Annotated in this window: 22 protein-coding genes and 2 tRNA genes; 14 read left to right on the top strand and 10 right to left on the bottom strand. The window is 30.8% G+C overall.

The annotated features are described in order from the left end of the window. Positions 1-117 precede the first annotated feature (117 nt). The gene (locus tag V9L04_RS02045; RefSeq protein ID WP_338792396.1) at positions 118-897 is read right to left on the bottom strand and encodes a thymidylate synthase; all 780 of its coding nucleotides are present in this window, start codon (positions 895-897) and stop codon (positions 118-120) included. 101 nt (positions 898-998) lie between these two features. Here V9L04_RS02045 and V9L04_RS02040 point away from each other — a divergent pair, with 101 nt between their 5' ends. Beyond that, complete coding sequence (locus V9L04_RS02040; RefSeq protein ID WP_338792395.1) at positions 999-1445, top strand: hypothetical protein; 447 nt, start codon at positions 999-1001, stop codon at positions 1443-1445. Between the two features lie 45 nt (positions 1446-1490). Here V9L04_RS02040 and V9L04_RS02035 read toward each other — a convergent pair whose 3' ends face one another. The 3 genes from V9L04_RS02035 to V9L04_RS02025 all read right to left on the bottom strand — a co-directional run bounded on the left by V9L04_RS02035 (position 1491) and on the right by V9L04_RS02025 (position 5759). Continuing rightward, the gene (locus V9L04_RS02035) at positions 1491-3917 is read right to left on the bottom strand and encodes a TonB-dependent receptor (RefSeq protein ID WP_338792394.1); all 2427 of its coding nucleotides are present in this window, start codon (positions 3915-3917) and stop codon (positions 1491-1493) included. A 344-nt stretch (positions 3918-4261) separates the two neighbouring features. Then, a complete protein-coding gene (locus tag V9L04_RS02030; RefSeq protein WP_338792393.1) occupies positions 4262-4810 on the bottom strand; it encodes a hypothetical protein in 549 nt (182 codons plus the stop codon). Positions 4811-5069: 259 nt separating this feature from the next. Beyond that, the gene (locus tag V9L04_RS02025; protein ID WP_338792392.1) at positions 5070-5759 is read right to left on the bottom strand and encodes an OmpA family protein; all 690 of its coding nucleotides are present in this window, start codon (positions 5757-5759) and stop codon (positions 5070-5072) included. A gap of 450 nt (positions 5760-6209) precedes the next feature. Here V9L04_RS02025 and aroA point away from each other — a divergent pair, with 450 nt between their 5' ends. Beyond that, entirely contained in the window at positions 6210-7535 is a 1326-nt protein-coding gene (gene aroA / locus V9L04_RS02020) for a 3-phosphoshikimate 1-carboxyvinyltransferase (RefSeq protein ID WP_338792391.1), read from the top strand. Positions 7536-7698: 163 nt separating this feature from the next. Further along, positions 7699-8661, top strand: coding sequence for a hypothetical protein (locus tag V9L04_RS02015; protein ID WP_338792390.1), 963 nt, complete (start codon positions 7699-7701; stop codon positions 8659-8661). Between the two features lie 107 nt (positions 8662-8768). On the opposite strand, the gene V9L04_RS02010 is transcribed toward V9L04_RS02015, so the two are convergent. After that, positions 8769-8842: transfer RNA gene (locus V9L04_RS02010), tRNA-Ile, on the bottom strand. Positions 8843-9302: 460 nt separating this feature from the next. Here V9L04_RS02010 and V9L04_RS02005 point away from each other — a divergent pair. Both V9L04_RS02005 and V9L04_RS02000 read left to right on the top strand, forming a co-directional pair. Continuing rightward, positions 9303-9719 (top strand): response regulator, encoded by a 417-nt coding sequence (locus V9L04_RS02005; protein ID WP_338792389.1) that lies wholly within the window; start codon positions 9303-9305, stop codon positions 9717-9719. A 131-nt stretch (positions 9720-9850) separates the two neighbouring features. Beyond that, the gene (locus V9L04_RS02000; protein ID WP_338792388.1) at positions 9851-10459 is read left to right on the top strand and encodes a GNAT family N-acetyltransferase; all 609 of its coding nucleotides are present in this window, start codon (positions 9851-9853) and stop codon (positions 10457-10459) included. A 112-nt stretch (positions 10460-10571) separates the two neighbouring features. Here the strand turns inward: V9L04_RS02000 and V9L04_RS01995 are convergent, their stop codons facing one another. Further along, positions 10572-11948: a tetratricopeptide repeat protein gene (locus V9L04_RS01995; RefSeq protein WP_338792387.1), complete on the bottom strand. Its 1377-nt coding sequence runs from the start codon at positions 11946-11948 to the stop codon at positions 10572-10574. Between the two features lie 662 nt (positions 11949-12610). Here V9L04_RS01995 and V9L04_RS01990 point away from each other — a divergent pair. Then, entirely contained in the window at positions 12611-13807 is a 1197-nt protein-coding gene (locus tag V9L04_RS01990; protein WP_338792386.1) for a peptidoglycan DD-metalloendopeptidase family protein, read from the top strand. A gap of 217 nt (positions 13808-14024) precedes the next feature. Next, positions 14025-14966: a DUF368 domain-containing protein gene (locus V9L04_RS01985; protein WP_338792385.1), complete on the top strand. Its 942-nt coding sequence runs from the start codon at positions 14025-14027 to the stop codon at positions 14964-14966. Positions 14967-15203: 237 nt separating this feature from the next. On the opposite strand, the gene V9L04_RS01980 is transcribed toward V9L04_RS01985, so the two are convergent. Further along, the gene (locus tag V9L04_RS01980) at positions 15204-15353 is read right to left on the bottom strand and encodes a hypothetical protein (protein WP_338792384.1); all 150 of its coding nucleotides are present in this window, start codon (positions 15351-15353) and stop codon (positions 15204-15206) included. Positions 15354-15495: 142 nt separating this feature from the next. Then, the gene (locus tag V9L04_RS01975; protein ID WP_338792382.1) at positions 15496-16131 is read right to left on the bottom strand and encodes a methyltransferase domain-containing protein; all 636 of its coding nucleotides are present in this window, start codon (positions 16129-16131) and stop codon (positions 15496-15498) included. 442 nt (positions 16132-16573) lie between these two features. Between V9L04_RS01975 and pyrH the strand changes: the two genes are divergently transcribed. The 6 genes from pyrH to V9L04_RS01945 all read left to right on the top strand — a co-directional run bounded on the left by pyrH (position 16574) and on the right by V9L04_RS01945 (position 20656). Beyond that, a complete protein-coding gene (gene pyrH / locus V9L04_RS01970) occupies positions 16574-17311 on the top strand; it encodes a UMP kinase (RefSeq protein ID WP_338792381.1) in 738 nt (245 codons plus the stop codon). Positions 17312-17407: 96 nt separating this feature from the next. Beyond that, positions 17408-17764 carry a hypothetical protein gene (locus V9L04_RS01965; protein ID WP_338792380.1) on the top strand — a complete coding sequence of 119 codons (357 nt, stop codon included), beginning with the start codon at positions 17408-17410 and terminating at the stop codon, positions 17762-17764. A 104-nt stretch (positions 17765-17868) separates the two neighbouring features. Then, positions 17869-18207, top strand: coding sequence for a metalloregulator ArsR/SmtB family transcription factor (locus V9L04_RS01960; protein WP_338792379.1), 339 nt, complete (start codon positions 17869-17871; stop codon positions 18205-18207). Positions 18208-18308: 101 nt separating this feature from the next. After that, positions 18309-19220 carry an arsenite methyltransferase gene (locus V9L04_RS01955; protein WP_338792378.1) on the top strand — a complete coding sequence of 304 codons (912 nt, stop codon included), beginning with the start codon at positions 18309-18311 and terminating at the stop codon, positions 19218-19220. A gap of 88 nt (positions 19221-19308) precedes the next feature. After that, positions 19309-20049 carry a protein-tyrosine-phosphatase gene (locus tag V9L04_RS01950; protein ID WP_338792377.1) on the top strand — a complete coding sequence of 247 codons (741 nt, stop codon included), beginning with the start codon at positions 19309-19311 and terminating at the stop codon, positions 20047-20049. Positions 20050-20149: 100 nt separating this feature from the next. After that, entirely contained in the window at positions 20150-20656 is a 507-nt protein-coding gene (locus tag V9L04_RS01945) for a GNAT family N-acetyltransferase (RefSeq protein ID WP_338792376.1), read from the top strand. Between the two features lie 10 nt (positions 20657-20666). Here V9L04_RS01945 and V9L04_RS01940 read toward each other — a convergent pair whose 3' ends face one another. Then, positions 20667-21287: a hypothetical protein gene (locus V9L04_RS01940; protein WP_338792375.1), complete on the bottom strand. Its 621-nt coding sequence runs from the start codon at positions 21285-21287 to the stop codon at positions 20667-20669. Between the two features lie 225 nt (positions 21288-21512). Here V9L04_RS01940 and V9L04_RS01935 point away from each other — a divergent pair. Then, a tRNA-Gly gene (locus tag V9L04_RS01935) sits at positions 21513-21585 on the top strand. A gap of 266 nt (positions 21586-21851) precedes the next feature. Here V9L04_RS01935 and V9L04_RS01930 read toward each other — a convergent pair. After that, positions 21852-23426 (bottom strand): PglZ domain-containing protein, encoded by a 1575-nt coding sequence (locus tag V9L04_RS01930; protein WP_338792374.1) that lies wholly within the window; start codon positions 23424-23426, stop codon positions 21852-21854. Between the last annotated feature and the right edge of the window lie 367 nt (positions 23427-23793).

Genomic DNA, 23793 nt, shown 5'->3' with positions numbered 1-23793 from the left:
AAATAAAGTACTTCTTTTTATTTTCTTTTGAATATGAATTTTGATAAAAAATCCACCCTAAAAACTACAAAGGTAATTTTGAGAGCAGATTAAATGTCAAATTGCTAGTTCTGAACTCTAAACAGCCACAGGAGCTTTTATAGCAGCATGAGGGTTGTAATTTTTGACTACAATATCTTCATATTTAAAATCAAAAATAGAGTTGATTTCTTTATTTAGTTCTAAAGTTGGAAGTTCTCGTTCTTCTCTTGTCAGTTGTAGATTTGCTTGTTCGAAATGGTTTTTATACAAATGTGCATCTCCCAAAGTCATAATCAAATCGCCTACTTCCAAACCACTTACTTGTGCCAACATGTGCGTCAGAAGTGCATAAGAAGCAATATTAAACGGCAAACCCAAAAATACATCTGCGCTGCGTTGATAGAGTTGTAAAGACAGTTTTCCATCAGCTACATAACATTGCCAAAGTGTATGACAAGGAGGTAAAGCCATAGAAGGCACATCGACAGGATTCCAAGCCGAAACAATCATGCGACGAGAATCTGGATTATTTTTTAGAGAATTTAGAAGGTCATTTATTTGGTCTATGCCACCAAAATTTCTCCATTGTGCGCCATAAACTCTTCCTAAATTTCCATTTTCATCTGCCCATTCGTCCCAAATCGAAACGCCATTATCCTTCAAATATTTAATATTTGTATCGCCTTTCAAAAACCAAATTAGTTCGTGAACAATACTTTTGAAGTGTACTTTTTTTGTTGTCAGTAATGGAAATCCTTTTTGAAGATTAAAGCGCATTTGATAGCCAAAAATAGAACGTGTTCCTGTTCCTGTTCGGTCAGATTTGTCTGCTCCTTCTTCTAAAATTGTATTTAAGAGTGTATGGTAATTTTGCATTATATCTATTTTTTATTAAAATTATTTTATATTTCAGCTTATTCAGCAAATTTAGCAATCTTTAGATTAAATAGTTTTTACGAAATAAATATGCAAATATAATGATTGATATTGACGAAGCGAACAAAATTATAGAAGAACGCATGAAAAGGTTAAGTAAAAGTCATAAAACCAAAGTAATAGCTAAACTGATAGAGGAAAAAGAATTTGGTTGGATATATGGCTACAATACAGAAGAATCTTTTCTTAATAAAGAGTCATTAAATATACTCTTAGGAGGAGGAAATTTAGTAGTTAATAAATATGATAGTAGTTTAGTTGAAGTTTCGCTTTCTGTAGAAGATATTATTATAGGAATTAATACAGTAGATAGATATATGGATTTAAAATACGGAATTTCTATTCCAAACGAAAAAGAGAGAAAAGAAAAGAGACGAGAAGAAGCAAAAGAGTCTTATAGAAAATTAGAACTAGAACAAAAACGAATTAATGAAAATGTGCTTTATAAGATTTTCTATTTTTTCAAAAATTATTTTCGTGGATATTGAAATATCTGTTACAAGCGTCGACGCTTGTAACAGATATAAAATCAATTAAAAATTAGCTCTCAAAGCTAAAATAAAATTACGTCCTGCTCCACCAATTCCAGAACCGTACGATTGATAATAATGGTCTAAAATATTTTCTGCACTTAGATTGGCACTAAATGTTTTATTGATTTGATAACTAGAACGAAGGTTCAAAGTCCACCAAGAAGGAATAAAATTTTCAGGATAAAAAATAGTATCTCCTTGGTCTTCTGGTGACATTTTATCAAAATCAACACTTTTGAACTGATAGTTTACAAAACCTTCTACTCTAAAACGTTTGTTATGATATTTTAGTGAAACCAAACCAAAAGCTGGAGGCGTATCAGGAAGTCTTATTTCTGCTACATCATCAAATCCATAGACATAATTAAAAGTCGTTTTAAATTTGAATTTGTCTGTAATGGCTGCTTCAATTTGTGAACTCACTCCGTAAATATAGCCAATATCTGTATTTTGATATGAAACAACCTGACTAAGAACACCATCATAAACAATCGAATCTTGACCGTTAAATGTAGAGTTACGCAATACCATAGCATCATTCAAAATAGTGTAATAGCCTGTAGCAGAAACACGAACACGATCTATAAATGTTTTTGAGATTCCAATTTCGGCATTATATGTATAAGCTGGTGCAAGATTTGGGTTAGGAACAACCACACTCCCTGGTTGAGAATCAAATACTTTTCCCAAATCATCTACGTTTGGCGCACGGAAACCTGATGAAAGATTTGCGTTGAGCTGCCAAGAATCAGCAGGACGGAAAGTAAGCCCTAAACTTCCATTAAATGCACCTGTATTGACTTTAGCTTCATCAAAAGGAAAATCAAAAAACTCTTTACTATCAAATTTTGCTTCTGTCCAAATTTGTGTATAACGTGCGCCTGCTGTAGCCGTCATTTTCTCAGAAATATTCCATTTATAATTGAAATATGCTGCTGCCATTGCCATCGTACTTCCTCCATCTGGATAGCGAGTATCTAAAGGACGCTCTAAATCATTAATTATATTTGTTTCTACAGCTCTTGATTGTACCACATTATAATTAAAATCAAGACCATAAAAAATTTGATGTTTTTTGTCATCTTTCAAATCTTTATCGAAATCAATACTAAAAGAAGACATACTGACATTTTCAGTTCGGTCACCACGCCAATCTTTGCCTCTTGTTCTGTTATGACGAGATTCTTCTACTTTCTGATTTGAGACAATAACACGCATAGCATCAAATACTTTGTTTTTAGCATACCAAGTCAGTTTTCCATAATTCATTGCCCAAAGCTGACGACCATAATACCACTCTGCATAGCGTAATTTGCCATCACGTTTTTGTATCAAACGATCGTAACGAGGAATATCAGACGAAGAAGTATAATGAAGTGCATATTCTGCCTGTAGATTATCCGAAATTTGATAGGTTAGTTTTTGCATTAAGTTCCATTGAGAATAGCCTGATTGTTTCTGAATAAGTGGATTTGAATTTGTCAGAATACTATCTTTTCTATTTACTCTTTCTACATATTCATTGCGTTTGCCCCAATCTTGATAGGCTTCTCCACTTGGGCGAACTCCCCCAACACGCAAATCATCAAAGTCTGAATACGTAAAAGTAGTCAAACTTGCTAGTCGTTTTCCTGCAATATTTAGTGTTAAATTTGCTGTTTTCTCTTGATTGGCAGAACCGTAACGGACAAAACCACTTCCACCAACAAGCAAATTTTCTTCAGTTGCAAAACGTGCTTTTTTGGTGTGAAAATCCATTACGCCACCAAGTGCATCACTTCCATACATCACCGAACCAGGTCCAAAAATGACTTCAACTTCTTCCATTGCACTTGCATCAAGATTGATTACATTTTGAAGGTTTCCAGAGCGATAAATGGCATTATTCATACGAACACCATCAACAACAATTAAAACCGAATTTGCATTAAAACCTCTAAACATGGGGCTTCCTCCACCCATTTGGCTTTTTTGTATATAAACTTGTCCTGTTTGTCCTAACAAATCAGCTGAATTTTGAGGATTATTAAAAGCAATTTCCTTTTGAGAAATTTTGACAATCTCGTTAGGAATTTCTTTTTTATCTTGTTCCCATTTATTTGCCGAAACAACAACTTGCTCAGTTTCGAAAACCTTTTCAGATAAAAGAATCATTTCAGCAGCTTCAGCTTTGGCTATTTTTTTATTGTCATACCCATAATAACGAAAATAAAGGGTATCATTGTCTGCAAAAATATCCAAATTTGCCTTACCACGAGAATTGGTAATAACAGATTGTTCTTTTTTATTATAAATAGAAACTCCTTCTAAAGGTTGAAGATTAGAAGCATCTAAAACTTCTATAAATTGAGAATAAGCGTGATTTTGAGTAAAATAAAAAGCACCTAAAAATAGCACAAATATGATTTTGAAATAATTTGTTTTCATTTTTTATGTAGTAATGTCGTCGATAGGGACACCATGTCCGTAAGGCTATTGAGAAATTTTGCCTTTTACTCCATTAGGAGTTTCCTATTGGTAGATAAAAACAGAAAAATTAAAATTCATTTACTCCATAGGAGTTGTATATTGGTCGCATTTTGTATTAAGAAACTACCAATATATAGTTCCTAACGGAACAGAAAGACAAATAAATTTTTAACCTTACGGCTATGGTAGGCATACCGACAACGGCGAAAGAATATTTTGATTTTACTATCAATGCACTTAAAGAAAGGTCAGTACCATAGGTAAGACCAAAAATGTGTGATAGATTTTATACTAATTGAAAACTAAATTATTGGAGGAGGAGAGTTTGGTGCAAAAATAAATTCTTTAATAGAAAAATGCCATTTGCTTTTTGGAGAAATAGAAATAAAATTACTTATAGAATTACTAGAAAATTTATTCTCTGATAAGATAAGGGCTTCTTTTATAAAATTCTTGAGAGGATAAGAAGCTTTACTCTGATGAAACGGATTTTGATTTTCCTTGAGTTGAAAGGCAAAAGTTTGATAAAGCTGTTTTTCATCTTTATCATTATAAACCCTAAAATATGTACTATCAGCTTTTTGATAGGAAGAAGAAACATCATACAAACTTCCTTTGTATTTGAATTCTTTCTGAGGTTTTACCCAAATGAAATTTTCAGTGTTATTGTTGGGCGAAACCCACTCTGTAGGAACAATTATAACCTCTAATTTACTTTTGTCTTTTAAGTGTTGCCTGACTTCTCTTTTTATTTGTGTGTGCATAGCTTCAAAAGCCAACCAATATCCTAATTGATTGAAAAATATAAGCGATACCATGACAAGAATAAAAAAAGGTAGAAGTTTTTTCAAAGGCTAGTGGTGCTGATTTTTGATTTGAACTGATTTTAACACAAATTTCGTTATAAAAAACAGGATTTAGAAATCTTTTTATGGATTTTAACGTGAAAAAAGATATTCAAACTATCTGTATCTTAAATTTCAAAAATTAGTCATCTTCTATTTCAATGAAATTCCATACTCATAAATTAAATCAAAAATCATAAAAAAACCATTCTATTCAATATTATTTTGATAGAATGGTCTTTGTATCTTAAAAAAGATTTTAAAATTAGTTTTTCAATTCTCCTTTTTCTGCTTTGCGTTTCAACTCGTCATTAGCTACAATTATCACTTCAACACGACGGTTCTGCGCTCTTCCCGCTTCAGTACTATTACTTGCCACAGGAGCAGTTTCTCCATAAGCAACTGTGTTTAATCTACCACCTTTTACGCCATTAGCAATTAAGTAATCACGTACTGCATCAGCTCTTTTAGCAGAAAGTTGTCTGTTATAGTTATCATCACCTTTATCGTCTGTATGTCCTTGAATGGTAAGGCGAGTATCAGGATATTCATTTAAAATTCTGCCTAATTTAGCGATACTTTCTCTTGAACTGCTGTTTAAATCCGATTTATCAAAACCAAATAAAATACCTGAATCAAAAGTAAGATTAATGCCCTCTTCTACACGTACTACTTTTGCGTCTTCTACTTCTTCTTCAATGTCTTTTGCTTGCTTGTCCATATATGCTCCAATAGCTGCACCAGCTGCACCACCTACTACTGCGCCAATAATACCACCTGCTACAGGATTCTTTTTAGAAGCTACGCCACCAATTGTACCACCAGCTGCACCACCAATAGCTGCACCTTTACCTGCATTACTCCAAGAAGCACAAGAAGGAAGTACAAATGAAGCAATAGCTAAAACGAGAGTATAAACTAAAAGAGTTTGAAATTTTGTTTGAATATTTTTCATAATAATAAAAATGAGGTTTAGAAAAAAATAGTTTAAAAAAGTGATGACTTCTAAGTTCTAAAACAATGACACTAAAAAATAGTCATTCGTTTTTTGATTAAAATCATATTCTTACAAAACACAAAACGAGCCAAGTTGTTTGAAAATAGATTGAAATGGGAATGAAAATTTTGTTAAAAATAAAAAACATAAGGCAAATCTTAGTTTAATTTTTACATTAAAATCAAGTAAAAAAATAAGAGTTCTTGTTTCTCTAAAATTTAGGAACTTTATTTGTATAGTAATACAAAAACATCCTAGTCCAAACCACTAAAAACGATTTTATAATTGATATTCGTATAAAAGAGAATGAATTATTGTAGCAAATTCTTGCAACACATTCCTCCAAAATACAATTATACTATCATCAAAATAAATTGACTTGCTTATACAAAAACAATCATTACTTCTATGTCTGTTTCTCCCTCTCCTTTTCTTGTTTTGCCTTCTTTACATATTTCTTCTCCCAAAATTAATCTTGAAGGAGACATATTTTTGCCTTCTTCTAAAAGTGAAAGTAATCGTGCCTTAATTATAGAGGCTCTTTGTGAAAAAAAATGTAATTTAGTCAATCTTTCAGCAGCTAGAGATACCAAAATTTTACAAGGCTTATTAGCTCAATTTAGAGATATCGAAGAACAAGAAGAAGATATTCGAAGCCGTGCAAAGGGAAGAAGTGCTGATGATGTTTCTTTAGATTTGGTGTTAGATGTTCAAGATGCAGGAACAACAATGCGATTTCTGACAGCTTTTTGTACAATAAAAAATCATCCCACACTTTTGAAGGGAACAGATAGAATGCACCAGCGTCCAATAAAAGAATTAGTGTTGGCACTTCGTGAACTAGGCGCACAAATCACTTATGAAAAAGAAGATGGATTTCCGCCACTTTTTATACACGGTTTTAGTCCTGAATCACAAAAACAAACTATTTCTATTCAAGGAAATATAAGTAGTCAGTATATTTCGGCTATCTTGATGATTGCCCCTCTTCTACCTAAAGGAATTTTATTAGAAATTATTCCTCCTGTTTCCTCTGAACCCTATATCAAAATGACTTTAGAGTTGATGCAGCATTTTGGTATTTTACATTCTTGGACAGAAAACCGAATTATTATTCCTCATCAACAATATAGCGCAAACCAATATAAAATCGAATCAGATTGGTCAGCTGCAAGTTATTGGTACAGTATGGCTGCTATTTGCTCTAAATCTGAATTGTTTTTGAAAGGACTTAGAGAAAAATCGTGGCAGGGAGATAACCGAATTGTAAAGATGATGAAAGGTTTAGGAATCAGAACACATTACGAAAAAGATGGTGTTCGTTTGCAAAAAACTTCGTCTAGGCGTTCTCCTTTCAAATATGATTTTACACCTTGTCCAGATTTGGCGCAAACAATGGCTGTTTTGTGTGCAGCTTTAGGAGTAGAAGCACACATGACAGGATTACATAGCTTAAAAATAAAAGAAACTGACAGACTTACAGCTCTCAAGATAGAACTTGCTAAATTTGGTGCAGAAATAGAAATTATCAATGATAATGAACTTCATATTCCTGTTTGTGAACTTCATGCTCCTACTGAGTCTCTAAAAACTTACCATGACCACCGTATGGCGATGGCATTTGCTCCTTTGGCGTTACTTTTTCCCATTACGATTGAAAGTCCAGAAGTCGTACAAAAATCATATCCTAGCTTTTGGGAAGATATGCAAAAGATGGGGTTTAGAGTAAAATAAAAAAATATTGCAAATTAGATTTTTAAAGCTAATTAATTTTCAAGTTGTGATTTGATAAGCCAGATTAACTTAGGTTAGAAATTTGTATTAGATAATGTGATTAACTACTTTGTTTAAATCTTGTTGTTTTTTCACCAACTACATACAAATCAAATTTTTTCCTATGAATTATCTATCACAAAATAAATTAATTATTCTCTTATTTTTAGTAAAAATAGGTGTTTTTTCCTCTTGTCAAACAAAAGTAGAAGAGACAAATCCATCTGAAAGTAGAGCAAAAATTCGCTTTGAGTTTGATTTTGACCCCAATCAGCAACGACTTAATAATTTAGCTCAACCTATAGGAATAGCAGCAGGAAATGCAGCCCAAACACCTACTTTTAACTCTATGAGTGTTCATTATATTGAGTTTGCTCCTTCTGCATTTACACAGCTTGGAGAAGGAGAAATTTTATATAAGAATGAAGAAGTAAATTCAAGCAAAAATGGATTCAATACAGCTATTGATTTTTCGAAGGCTATTGTAAGTCCAAAAGGTACAGTATTTTTAGAAGTGCCAATAAAAGACATTGCAGTAGGAAAATATGAATGGATACGTGCTTCGGTGGCGTATCAAAATTTATCTATCAAGTATGATTTGAATAATATTCAAGTTGGAAGTGAAAATATAAATTTACCAAATCAAGAAGGAACAATTGCAGGTTTTATTGGCTACAATACAAGAATTGAAGATTTTACAGTCAAAAACAAAACTATCTCTGTTAATGATGACAAAAAACAAGGGTTTTGGGCTTTTGAAACTACCATTTCTATTCCTCAATATAATTATACAGCAAATGAAGTAACTACTGGACAGTCTGCTGGCACTACTGTTGTCAATCCTTTAGCTGCTACTTCCCCTGTTCCTGCTGGCTCGTGTGTAATCACAGGTTCTTTTTCAACTCCTTTGACTATTACTGGAAAAGAAACAAACGATATTACAGTTGTACTTTCTTTTTCTATCCAAGATAGTTTTGAATGGAAAGATACCAACTCAAATGGCAAATGGGATATTAATGTAGGGAGTCAAGTCACTGAACAAGTTATTGATATGGGACTTAGAGGACTGGAAGTTAAACTCAAATAATATTATCTTCAAAAAATAAATCTGACAAAATAAAACAAATAAAAAAAGGCAATTTCCAAATTACTTTAGAAATTGCCTTCTTATTTTGCCTGTTACGACTTAGGTTGTGGGTCCACCAGGGCTCGAACCTGGGACCACCTGATTATGAGTCAGGTGCTCTAACCAACTGAGCTATAGACCCATTCTCTATTTATTTTTAAATAAAAGAACTCCCTTTGTCTGAAAGGGAATGCAAATCTAAGAAAAGATTTGTAGATATACAAGTAAAAAGATAAAAAAATAGTTCAAAAAAGGGTTTTTTTATAAAAATATCAAATTAGAGAAAAATTGCTGTAGAAAATAGAATCTATTTTGCGTATAGATTTGCTATAACAAAAGATTATTTTTTTCTTTGAGTAAATTTATATAGATTGTATGATAAATGCTTATGTTTATTGCTTCTATTCTATTAAGAAATTTCAATACAAGGAAATAAAATTTATTTTAAATCAACTTATTGAATAATTTATTATCAATTATTATTTAAGTTAATTTATTTTTACACATCATTATTTAGCGAGCAGAACTTATTCAATTTATTTAATAGTCATTTTTGCTCATTTAATTAGTTTGCACTTTAACTCAGAATTAAATTTATTCGTATGGCAGATAAAAAATATTATGCAGTAATGCTGATTGACGATAATGAAATCGACAATCTTATTAATCAAAAAATGATTCAGACAGCAGAAATTTGTGATAAAATTTACACACATTCAGGTGCAAAAAGTGCGATTGAGTTTTTACGTAATGTAGAAAAGATTGCACAAGACATGCCTAATAATAAGGTTCTTCCACAAATTATATTCTTAGATATTGATATGCCTCTTATGGATGGATTTCAGTTTTTAGATCAATTCAATACACTTTCTGATTTTACTCAAAATTATTGTAAAATTGTAATGCTTACTTCTTCTATCAATCCGAAAGATATGAGCAAGGCGAAAAATTATAATTTTGTACGTAAGTACATCAATAAACCTTTAACACACGAAACATTGAGAGAATTAGAAGTATAATCTAATAAGACTACTCAAATTATTTCATTGATTCAATAAACTGTTTTTTTAATTATATGAAAATGTAATTAAAAAAACAGTTTTTGTTATTTATCTATGTTCATCAAACAATAAATCTTCCTACTTTTTTCATGCATATACAATTATTCACAGGAGATGCTATACAACCCTATATTCGAAATTTAGCAGGACTTAGAATCGAAATATTTAAAGAATATCCTTATTTATACGATGGCGATTTTGATTACGAACAAGTATATTTATATTCTTATATTCATGCAAAGCATGCAGCTGTAGTGTTAGCTTTTGATGGAAAAGAGGTTGTTGGAGCTTCTACCTGTATTGCTTTAGAAGAATCAGATACATTTATTCAGTTTCCTTTCATTGCAAAAGGTTATGATATAAGTAAAGGAGTTTATTTTGAAGAATCTGTCCTACAAAAAAAATACAGAAATCAAGGAATAGGAGTTCGTTTTTTTGAAGAACGAGAAAAGTGGGCTGCTAATTACTTCAAAAAGAAGAATATAGTTGAAGGAAGATTTACTACTTTTTGTGGAATTAATCGTCCAGATGACCATCCTTTACGTCCTAAAAATTACCAAACCTTAGAAGAATTTTGGAAACATAGGAAGTATGAGAAACAACCAAACTTACAAACTCAAATTGCTTGGAAGGACATAGAAACAGAACAAGAAGAGTTTCATAACTTAACATTTTGGCTAAGAGAGTGGGACAAGTAAGTTAAGAGAATAAGCATAAAAACTTATAGTATTCAAAAACCCTTTCTAAAAAATATTTTAGAAAGGGTTTTCTTTTTATTATTGTACTAGAATAATTAGATGTTAAGAGAAACTATTCTCCATCAGTGTCTGCACCTTCTACAACATCTTCTAATTTTTCTTCTTCTACTTCCTCGTCATTTTTCTTGAATTTTTCTAGTTCTTCATAAGCAGCATACTTATAAGAACCATATTTTGCACGAGTAAAAGCACCAGCAGCAGCTTCTGCTTGATCTAACTTTTGGTAAAACATACCAAGAGCAAAGTTATATTGTGCTTTCGTTTCTGCATCTATGCCTGGAAATTGAAGTAAATCTTCTAATGTTTTGATAGCATCCTGTGTACTTCCCATTTTATGCTGTGAAATAGCTTTGATAAATACAACAGCATAATTTTTTGGTTGAGAAGCCAAACATTCGTCAGCAGATTTAATAGCATCTTCATACTTACGAGATTCTAATTGAAGTTCTGCAAGATCTGCAAATTTCTGAGAACGTTTTACTGCATTAGGTTCTGTCTGAATAGAAGATGATTGGTGTTCGATAACAGCCGATTTATCTGTCGCAGAAGCAGCAATTTTTACCAAAAGGTCATGTGCTTGAGGAAAATCCTTACGCATTTCTAACGCTTTTTCTACTAATTCTTTACTTTTTTCTAAGTCATATACTTTGAAATAAGAAAGAGCAATTGCGTGATAATACTGAGGCATTAGTTTAGTTATACGAGCCATAAAAGGACCTACTTTAGCATTATTAAGAGCTTTTTCTTTCTCATCATACATTTTTAGATTATGATAAGCAAAACCAAGTTCAAAATAATAACGAGCAATTTCTTTTGGATTATCAGTCGCAAGCATTTCAGTAGCTTTTAACATAGCTGTTTTTGCTTGTTCGTATTTTCCTACTGAATTGCTATATTTTGCTTCGTAGTAAAGAACATTCAAATCATCTGGAGCTAGTTTTTTGAGGTCTGCAATATGCGCTCCAGCTTCTTCCAAACGCTTTGTTCTGTCTAAAATCAAAACAATATTAAGTTTATAATCAGTCTTTCTTTTAGAATCAGTATCATATTTGAACGCATTTTGATAAGAAGCTATCGATTGATCGTATTTGCCTGTGATTTTGTAAAGACGAGCTAAACGTTCATGAGCATCTACAAAATCTTTCTTGATAGAAACAGTTTTTTCTAAAGAAGCAATTGCAGGATCAGCTTCACGAAGCACTAAATGACAAAGTGCTTTGTTGTAATGATATTTATAAACAGTAGGGTCTTTTGTTACTGCAATATCAAACTGCTCAAGGGCAGTTTTCCATTGTTTTTGCTTTCGAAAGTTTTCGCCTTTCACAAAAGCATCTAGTGCCTCACCAGTTGGCTGCGCTTGCGCCTGAACACCATTTGTAAATAATAAACCTATACAAAAGATAGGAATTAAGAGTAATTTAAATTTCATATTGACACCGTTTTATGTAACGAAATAGAATAGGTAAGATTTTTTTAATAAAATTAATAAATCATATAATATTCTTTTGTATTTTTACAAAAAATAACTAGTTATTAATTAAATACAAATAAGAATTAAAACTTATATTGACTTATTTCAAAGTGATTAAATTTCTTACCAATATAGTAAAGGGTTGTAAATTAGACAAATACAAAACCTTTTATTTGAAAATTATTTAATAATTATTTTTTGAACACAACATTATTGCTAGAATAAAAGCCTAAAAATTAAAGTTTCTTAGAAACTAACATAATTTTACTAATATTATCTAGTCAAATAATGTTTTGCAAACCATGTGCCATGAAAGTTATAATAGAGTATAATTCAACTATACACAAAAAGATTATAAAATTCTATTGGCTTTATAAGATTGGTCTTCTATTAAAACGACATACTTCTGTTTTTCTTATTTAAGAAATGAATAAAACTCAAGCAAATGCAATTGTCCAAACAGAAAAATGTGTAACTTTGTAGTAAAGTTAATAAAATTTTATCATAAACAAGACTTTTTGTACTAAAACATATTTGTCTAAACCTTTAGTTGGTTCTGTAAAAATAAAACACTGACAAGTGTATAAGCTCATTCATTATATAATAAATACCTTTTTAACTTGACAAATTTACTCAAACCATTTTTTGTAGCCCTATTTTCTTTATTTCTGTTGTTTGTGAATATCAATGAGAGTTTTTCTCAACGCAAAAAACAACTTGAAAAGGAACGTTCTACTATTTTGAATCGAATTACTAATACAAATCGAATCTTAAAAAGAACACAAAAAGAAAAGAAAACTACTATTAGTTCACTTTCTGCAATAAATGGACAAATAAATCAGCGTAAACAACTTGTTCGTGTTATTGGAAAAGAACTCAAACTATTAGATGAGTCAATAAGAGAAAATCAAAATATTGTAGAATCATTAGAAAAAGATTTAGCAGAACTAAAGCACGAATACGGCATTATGCTTTATTTAGCATATAAAAATAATAGTCGTTACGAAAAACTTTCTCTTCTTTTAGCTTCTAATTCTATAAATGAACTCTTAGCTCGTTTGCGTTATTTTCAAAAATATAATTTACTTCGCAGAGAACAAATAAAACAGATAGAATATGTTAGACAAAATTTGAGTAAACGAACCTCTCAGCTTCAAGAAAACAAAACAGAAAAACAATCACTTTTAAAAGTTCAAACAAAAGAAGAAAAAGAACTCGCAACTTTAAAAGAGAAGCAAAAACAAATTCTTACTACCTTTAAAGTAAAAGAATCTAAACTATTAGCAGATTTGAGCAAAGAACGAAAAATCTTAAAAGAAGTTGATAATTTGATTAGTAAAACTATCAATAATTCTGAATTTTCGGCGAGTCTTTCATCAAGTGAGAAAATGACTTCTACTTCTTTTGCTAAATCTAAAGGAAGAATCGTTTGGCCTGTCAAAAATGGCTTTATTTCAGCTCATTTTGGCATTCAGCCCTATTTACCAGAAGAACAAGGAAAGCCTATCGTGAAAATAGAAAAACTAGGAATTGATATTCAAACACAACCCAACGAACCTGTACGTTCTGTTTTTGCAGGAAAAGTAGTTGATGTAAGTGAAATTGCTGGGCGAGGTTACTTAGTCATTATCCAACATGGAGATTATTTTACTGTTTATTCTCGTTTGAAGTCTGTCAAAATAAAAAATGGCGATAAAATAAGTGCAAAACAGCCAATAGGCACAGCAGGTAGTTATAAAGATGATACCTATGAAATTGAATTTCAAATTTGGAGACATCAAGAAAAGCTCAATCCTGAACAATGGATTAGTAAATAAATTTAGATTTTAGAATTCTGACCTGCAAAAGCAGCGAAGCTAATTTAGAATTGCAATGTTTGTAATTTTTGTTCTATTTCTAACATCTAAAATCTAACTTCTAATTTTATTTTTTAAAACACAGAGTTACAGATAACACAGAGAATAAAATTACTTTTTTTGTAAAGTGAAATTGAATTTAACTGATTACTGGTAACTACTTACTGATAACTGATTTATGAAAAATCCAATTTTATGGTATTTGAAAGGAATGGCAATGGGTGCAGCCGATGTAGTTCCAGGAGTTTCTGGGGGAACAATTGCTTTTTTGATGGGGATTTATGAACGCCTTTTGGAAGCGATTGGGAGTTTTTCTATTCCTACTTTGCGTTTACTTTTTAAAGGAAAATTTAAAGAGTTTGCACAGCAAACAGATTTAGTTTTTTTGATTTGTCTTTTTGCAGGAATAGCAACCAGCATTATTAGTTTTGCTAAATTATTCAAATATTTATTAGCCAATTATGAAATACTGACAATGTCGTTTTTCTTTGGACTTATCATAGCAACTGTTTGGGTAGTTGGAAGAAGAATAAAAGAATGGAATATTTCAGCTATTATTTGGTTTTTGATTGGCGCAGCTTTGGCAATCGGAATATCTTTTAGTGGACAGGTAGAAGGGAGCTCTAATCCTTTTTATTTATTTCTGTGTGGTTTTATTGCTATTTGTAGTATGATTTTACCTGGAGTTTCAGGTTCTTTTGTGCTTTTACTATTAGGAAACTATGCTCTTATTATTGGTGCTATTAGCGATTTACCTTCTGCTATTATAGCTTTTGATGTAGATGGAATTATTGCAGGTCTTTGGATAATTGTTCCTTTTGCATTAGGTGCTATTACTGGGATTCTGACTTTTGCAAAAGTGCTTTCTTGGCTTTTTGATAATTATGAAAACTCTCTTTTAGCTATTTTGACAGGCTTTGTTTTGGGTTCGCTTTCAATTATTTATCCTTGGAAAAAGGTTTTGAGAAGTGAAATAATACATGGAAAAGAAAAAGTGTTGGAAACAATGCGCTATATTCCAGAAATAGATACACATTTCTTTATGGCTCTTGGACTTATGCTTATTGGTGCTATCTTGGTAGCTTCTATCGAATATTTCGGGAATAAAGAATTAAGATAGAGATTAATTTATTACAATAGTAAGTTTAAGTTTTGTCGCTTTATTATGAAGTTGTTTAAGAATACTCTTTTTCCTTAGCACTAGGTTTGCAAACCTAGTGCTAAGGAAAAAGAACATAGCCTTTGTTGGTGTTTTAGCGTAGCGACACCAACAAATATACACTAAATCTATTCTTAAACAACTTCTATATAAAAAAACGTTTCTAGAATAGAAATCTAAAAACGGTTTTTGTATTTACTATTTTTTATCAGCATCACTACTAACAAAATTATTTCTTATATCATCTTTGTCAAGTGTTCTGTATTTTCGGTGGCGCATATAATCCATAAAATAACCTGCTGCTGGGAAAAGCACAGACATTACTAGGATAAATACGATTAATGCCATTTTGCTGCTCATAACTATATTTTTTTAATGGTAAATTATTAGTGAAATACAATAAGATTTTAAGTGATTGTTATGTAAAATAGTTTTGTAACTAATTATTCAAATGGTATTTCTCTTACCATTTATCACTTACAACTTATCCCTACTTAATCATTTCAAAGAAGAGTTCTGTTCCTTGTCTTGGTTTGATGCTATTGTAACATCTTTTTAAGTTCTTTATTTCAAAATAAGGTTCAAAAATTTCTCTGTACTCGTTTGCATTCCCTCCAAAAGGTGGGCTATCTTGTTCTTCTCTAATTGGAAAATCAAATAAAAGTCCGATTAATTTTCCGTCTTTTTTCAGAAGCTCATTCATTTTTTTTGCGTAATCTGTTCTTAAACGTGGGTCTAAAGCACAAAAAAAAGTTTGTTCGACAATTACATCAAAGAAATTAAAGTATTCAGAGTTTTCTCCTTCAAATTTAAAAAAATCATCTTGAATCAGATGTTCTTTTGGGAAATCAGGACAGCGTTGTGAAAATTTCTCTAAAGGTGCAGCAGCCAAGTCAATTACAAAAACATTAGAAAAACCTTTTTTATGTAAATATTCAGCTTCATGGCTACTCCCACCACCAGGAATAAGAATTCTTAAATTTTTATTTTCTTCTGACTTTTCAAGTAATTTGTCAAAATAAGCTACCAAAGGAGGACTAGCATAACCAATATCCCAAGGCGTATCTGAATCTTTGTAACGATTTTGCCAATAAGCAGTGTCAAAAGAAGTAGAAGAAGTATTCATAAAATGAAAATTATTTGTGTGTTTGTGATGCAAAATTACAAATTTATCAGTGAAAAGTAGCACAGATTTTATGCGCAGTAGAATAATTACAACTTTCCATTTTTAAATTATAGAATTCTGACAAAAATATCGTATTTTTGTAGCAATGCACCTAAAAAAAAACAACCCTAATAAATTGTCGTTTATGAAAATTTCAAAAACACATCTAATTAGCTTAAAGCACAAAACATTAAAATATGAAACTTTCGTAGTTTCTACTTTTTCTATTTTCACTAGAAATATTTACTAACCGTTTACTTTTTTAAAGATAAACGGTTTTTTTATGGAATTTGATTTGGTGTTTTTTCAAATTATCAAAATAAAACTCTTAAAAAACGCAAAAAATACAATTACCCAATAATTTTATAGATTTTAATTCTCCAAATTCATATTATAAATCCTTATGTATAACTCAAACAACGCTTCAAATTATCGTTATCGTCGCATTTTATTAAAACTAAGTGGCGAGGCTCTTATGGGAAACCAACAGTTCGGAATTGATGCCGAAAGATTAGAACAATATGCACTAGAAGTCAAAAAAGCAGTTGATGAAGGTCTGCAAGTAGCTATTGTAATTGGAGGAGGAAATATTTTTAGAGGAATGCAGTCTCCTAAAATTGGAATTGATAGAGTACAGGGCGATTATATGGGAATGCTTGCCACTTCTATCAATGGAATGGCTTTACAATCTGCTCTTGAACAAGTTGGCGTTTATACTCGCTTGCTTTCAGGTATAAAAATGGAACAAATTTGTGAGCCGTATGTGCGTCGTCGTGCTATCCGACATTTGGAAAAAGGACGTGTAGTTATTTTTGTAGCAGGTTTGGGAAGCCCTTATTTCACAACAGATTCGGCTGCCTCGCTTCGTGCTATTGAAATTGGTGCTGATGTAGTCTTGAAAGGAACACGAGTAGATGGAGTTTATTCAGAAGACCCAGAAAAAAATCCAGATGCTGTTCGTTACTCAAATCTTTCTTTCCAAGAAGTCTATAACAAAGGTTTAAATATTATGGATATGACAGCATTTACGCTTTGTAGAGAAAATAATTTACCAATTATAGTTTTTGATATGAATGAAGAAGGGAATTTATTGAAAGTATTACACGGAGACGAAATTGGAACATTGATAACAGAATATTAGAAATTTCTTAATTACGGATTACGAATTAAAAATTACGGAAATTTTATCAAAAATAACTTCCTTAAAATACATTCGTAATTCGTAATTTGATATAATATGAATCCACCAAATATTAACTCTCGTTTAAACAGCTATTTTTATAATGGTTTTTTGGCTTATTTACTTGTTTATATTTCAGCAGGTGCATTATTTATTTTCTTGCCTTTTCTTTTTAATTTGAGAATACTGGAAGATTTCAAAAAAGCAAAGCTACAGTTTTTTATAATAACTACCTTCATAACTTTACTAGCCATTTTTCAAATGTATTGTGTTAATGACATACAACAAGTATATGGTTGTTTGCGTTTTGGCTCAACTCAATTTTCTATAGGAAATAATGCTTTTGTTTTGATTGTTCTTTCGGCTATGTTTTGGGAAGTTTTAGTTTATCTTAGACAAAAATTATTTTTATGAATTTCTTTTAAAAAAGGTTAAATAAACTAATCCAACCAAACTAATAAATTTATTTATCGTAATATTGCAATATAAAGATTAACCAAAAATCAATTTTACTCAAAATGGGACTTACCAAATCTGATATTTTTACTGAAAAACAAAACGAACTTGCAAACCTTGCAAAAGTATTGGGACATCCTGCACGAATAGCAATTTTGCAACACTTGATAAAAGTAAATGCATGTATTGGGGGAGATTTGGTAAACGAAATTGGATTGGCACAACCCACTATTTCACAACATCTTAGAGAACTCAAAAAAGTAGGAATTATACAAGGAACTATCGAAGGAACAAGTGTTTGTTATTGTATTGACCCTGAAAATTGGAAAACTATACAAGCTCTTTTTGATACTTTCTTTACTGATTTTACTTCAAAAATTGATTCTGATTCGTGCTGTTAATGTAGCTTACGCTTTAGCGTGAGAAAAACTGTAGCGTAGGCTTCAGCCTTCGTTCATTGTTATTTTTAAATCATTATTCATCGTTAAATTGCAATAAACAAATGAAAACTCAAAATCTAAATCAAACCGAAAACAAAACTGAACAACAAATCAAAGATATGGTTCGTGAGCGTTACGAAAAAGTAGCTTTACAAGACAAAGCTCTTAATGCTTCTTCTTGTTGTGGAACTACAGATTCTTCAACAGAAGTTTACAATATTATGTCAGAAAAATATGATAATCTAAATGGCTATAATTCTGATGCAGATTTGGGCTTAGGTTGTGGACTTCCTACACAATTTGCTCAAATCACAAAGGGTGATGTAGTGCTTGATTTGGGTTCAGGAGCAGGAAATGATTGTTTTGTAGCACGAGCAGAAACAGGCGAAACAGGAAAAGTAATTGGAATAGATTTTTCTCCTACAATGCTCAAAAAAGCTCGTCAGAATGCTGATAAATTAGGCTACAATAATGTTGAATTTAGAGAAGGAGATATCGAAACAATGCCTATTTCTGATAATTCTGTGGATGTAATTGTTAGTAATTGTGTATTAAATCTTGTACCCAATAAAAAAGCTGTTTTTGCAGAAATGTACAGAACTTTGAAAGATGATGGACATTTTAGCATTTCTGATATTGTGCTTTTGGGTAGTCTTCCAAAAGCTTTACAAGAAGATGCAGAAATGTATGCAGGGTGTGTTTCAGGAGCAATTCAGAAAGAAGATTATCTCAATTTTATCAAAGAAGTTGGTTTTGAGAATATTACTTTACAAAAGGAAAAAGCCATTTTTATTCCTGATGATATTCTTCAAAAATACCTTTCTGAAGGCGAAATAAAAGAATTTAGAAATGGAAGTACAGGAATTTTTAGTATTACTGTTTTTGCTCAAAAAAATCCTTCTTCTGAGTCTATAAAAAAAGAAATTATTCAAGAACAAAAAAATGTGTGTAGCCCAAATAGTGGCTGTTGTTAATTTTTTTTACCCATAACTAAAGTTATGGGTTTCGTTTTTCAAAGCTTTAAATATTTATTTTAATCACTTTTCATTAAACATTACAAAAATGAAAACTTCAAATGTATTTCTTTCTTTATGTATTATTCCTTTCTTGATTTTTAATTTTTCATCTTTTACTTCTTTATCTAAAATGGGAAAAAATAAGTTGTATCCTAAACTTCAAATTTACTCTGAAAACTTAGCTTCTAATTTTGAAACTATTGATGAGGAACGTAAATTGAAATTACAAGAAATTGGAGACTACATAATTAAGCAAAAAGAATCATCAGAAAAAGTAGATATTACTGTAATCTGCACCCATAATTCACGCAGAAGTCATTTCGGACAAATTTGGTTACAAGTTGCTGCTTATTATTATGGAGTAGAAGGAATAAATACTTTTTCAGGAGGAACAGAAGCAACAGCCTTTAATTCTAGAGCCATTGCAGCATTAGAAAGAGTAGGTGTAAAACTAGAAAAAACAACTGCTTTTGAAGGAGAAGAAAATCCTGTTTATTCTATGTCAGTAGGTAAAAATTATTCAAAAACAATCATGTTTTCAAAGAAATATACACACAAACAGAATCCTCAAAATGGCTTTGCTGCGATTATGGTTTGTAGTGATGCTGACAAAAACTGTCCTTTAGTTATGGGAGCAGATGCTCGCTTTGCAATTCCATTTGAAGACCCAAAAAACTCTGATAATACACCTAGCGAAGAGCAAGTCTATAATGAGAGATGCCAACAAATAGGAACAGAGTTTTTCTTTGTGATGGATTATGTCAAAACCAAATTGAATAGAAAGTAATATTTTATTTTAGCATTATTAGGAAAGCATTTTGTTTTTTAGAAAGCAAAATGCTTTTTTTATGAAATAATATTTTTACTACCACAATCAATTTCAAATAATGAAACTTACCACAGAAAGAACAGAATTAAATTTAATTCAGAAAAAAGATTTTAAAGAACTTATTGCCTCTTTTAGAGAAGAAAACGCTGTAAAATATATAAAACACCTTCAAAATTTATCAAATAGTGAATATACAGATTTTTTAGAAAACAAAAGAATACTTTCTGAGAATCAACATCTTTACTATTGGGTTGTCAGAGAAAAAGAAACTCAAAATTATATCGGAACAATGGGAGTAATGCCTTATCTAGGTTCTAATTTTGAATTTCATATTGGTTTCCGTATTTCAAAAGACTTTCAAGGAAAAGGATTCGCTACCGAATTAGGTAAAAAAGTCATTGATTTTGTCAAAAATGAACTAAAACATCAACAAATTTTTGGATTAATAATGGAAGGAAATATTGCTTCGCTAACTCTACTCAAAAAGCTCGGTTTTCATTTTGAAGGAAGTAATTTTAATATTGATTACCAAATTCAGTTAGAAACATATAGGTTAATTTTTTAAACAATGAAGTCTATTTTTTGATTTCAAACTCTTTTACAAGTGCTGTAAATGGAATTGCTTTTACTTTTTTACCCTCTAAAAAAAATATTACTTGTTTTGTATTGCCTATAATAATTCCTTTTTTTACTTCATTATCTACAAACCGTAATGAAATAGGAGTTTGTTCTTTTGTTTTTTCTGCTGCTAATTCGCCATAAAAATCTGCTGAACCATAGAGGTAATAGAGAAATAAAAAAATAAACGAAAGATAACGATATAGATTATAATATGACTTTTTGTTTAATCCAAAGACAAGTTGGAGGTAAATTTTTGGATATTTTTTTTCAATAAATAAATCAAATCTATAAATAAAATAAGCGATTAAACAAGAGCCAAAAGTGAAAAATAAAATAGTTATATCAGAAAAAGGAGCTACTAAAAATTCAAATATATCAGCATAATCAAAGATATTGATTCCAAACTCAGAATATTTTTGGTAATTAAAAAGCATTCCAATAGCCACAGCAAGAATATAAAAGATGGAAATAATACTTTGAGCCTCCTTCAATAAAGCCTCATATTTATCTTTAATTAAGCCCTCATTGTGAGTTTGGACTTCAATATGAGATTCTGAATTGGGTTCTGATTGCATAGATTTATCTTGAGATTATAATTTTATTAATGATACATTGTAGAGTAAGTAATCGAATTTTCCTATTTATTACTTTGAAATTATTTTTTTATTAAAATCTATCAATAAGTTTTGGTGTTTTTAAAAAAAGTATTACCTTTGTCATCACAAAGACGGAAGGTCTGTGATTTACATCTTAAATAAAGAGGTAAAATCTAAATATTAGCTTACCTAAAGTTTAAAAATGCGAAAGTAGCTCAGTTGGTAGAGCGCAACCTTGCCAAGGTTGAGGTCGCGAGTTCGAGCCTCGTCTTTCGCTCAAGTTTACGGACTTCACATGGAGAAGTAATTCTTTTAAGTCATTCGTAAAAAAGCGATATAAAATATCTATTTGAATCGAAAATATTCTTTTAGAATCAAAAAAGTCATACAATTATTTAAAATTGTATGACTTTTTTTGTACAGTTTATTGAATTTATGAGCATTCTTATTCTATCCTGAAAAACAAAAAACTCAGACAGTTTAGTAACTGTCTGAGCTTATATCTAACTAATTTAAGTATTTGAACAAGGTAACTAAAAATTGCTATTTTGCTTCTAACTCAATAAAAGGAATTATCATTTCCTCCATTGAAATTCCTCCGTGCTGAAATGTATCCTTATAATATTTTACATAGTGATTGTAATTATTTGGATAAGCAAAAAAGTAGTCTTCTGTTGTAAATACAAAAGTAGTTGAAACATTCTGACGAGGCAAAAAGAATTTTGCAGGGTCTTTAGCTACTAAAACATTTTTAGGATTATAATTTAAATTTTTTCCTTGTTTGTAACGCAAATTTGTATTGGTATTTCGGTCACCTATAATTTTATAAGGACGTTTTGTACGAATTGTTCCGTGGTCAGTGGTGATAATCAAACGACCATTTACTTCTGCAATTTTCTTCAACATATCCCACAAAGGAGAGTGTAAAAACCAAGATTTAGTTACTGAGCGATATGCAGCTTCATCAGGTGCAAGTTCACGAACAACAGCTGTATCCGTACGAGCATGAGAAAGCATATCTACAAAATTATAAACGATAACGTTAAACTCGTTTTGTTGTAGATTACTAAAATTCTCTACTAATTGTTTACCTTGATGATTGCGAAGAATTTTATTGTATGTTGTTTTTGTATTTCCAAAACCAAATTCTTTCATCTGTCTACGTAAAAATTCATCTTCAAAATTATTTTTTCCTCCTTCATCTTGGTCATCTACCCAAAGATCTGGGTGTTCTTCTGCCATTTCAGAAGGCAAAAGTCCAGAAAAAATAGCATTACGAGCATACGCTGTAGTAGTTGGTAAAATAGAACAATATACCTTTTCTTCTTTAACTGTAAAGTATTCTGCTAAAAGTGATTCGACAACTTTCCATTGATCATAACGCAAATTATCTATCAAAATAAAAAATAAAGGGCGTTCTTCATTTAGTTTTTTATCTTCTAAAAGAGGAAAAACCCATTCTCCCATAATATCGTGCGACATCATCGGATATTCATCATCACCTGCATCATTCAACCAGTATTCATAGTTATTTTGAATAAATTTGGCAAAGCTAATATTAGCTTCTTCTTTTTGAGATTCTAAAATCTCTTGCATGCTTTGATTTTCAGTATCTTCAATTTCAAGTTCCCAATAAATTAGTTTTTTATAGGCTTCTATCCATTGTTCAAAATCCAAATCATCTTGAAAAATCATTGAAAGGTTTCTAAAATCTTGCTGATAATTCAAATTTGTTTTTTCGGTAACCAATCTTTTTTGGTCTAAAATCTTTTTGATAGAAAGAAGAATCTGATTCGGATTGACAGGTTTTATTAAGTAATCAGCAATCTTTGCACCGATGGCATCTTCCATAATATGCTCTTCTTCACTCTTAGTTATCATAATGGCAGGCAAAGAAGGACGAACAGATTTTATAGCTGTAAGTGTTTCTAAACCAGACATTCCTGGCATATTTTCATCTAAAAATACAATATCAAAATTATGTTCTTCAACGGCTTCAAGGGCATCTGCACCACTATTTACAGCTTTTACATCGTAGCCTTTTTTCTCTAAAAATAAAATATGAGGTTTGAGAAATTCAATTTCGTCATCTGCCCAAAGAATGGAATATCGTTGCATAAAGGAGGGTTTAAGGATCTTAATTTACATTATTTCTTGTTCAAGCATTTGCTTGGACACTCTTTTGAGCAAGCGTATGCTTGCAAAGTCATTAGTACAAGATAGAAACTTGTATTAGAATAAGACTTATTTTCTAGTAAAAATTTATCGTATCGTTATAATCTGGTTTTGTTTATTCAATTATATTCCTATAAAATCTCACAAATATACACTTTTTTGAAGTGAGAACAATTTAAAGAACTCTAAAATAGGTTTTTAGTTTCTGCACTAGATAAAAAAATAAATACTTTTCAGTTTGCTATTAAATCAAAAGCTCTCATTTATTAAAATAAAGGAGAGCTTTTTTTTAAAAATAAATTTTGTAATT

The sequence above is a fragment of the Bernardetia sp. MNP-M8 genome (genome assembly GCF_037126285.1).
Taxonomy (GTDB): domain Bacteria; phylum Bacteroidota; class Bacteroidia; order Cytophagales; family Bernardetiaceae; genus Bernardetia.
Note: the sequence above shows the minus strand (reverse complement) of the source record. Positions and strands in the feature narration are given on the sequence as shown.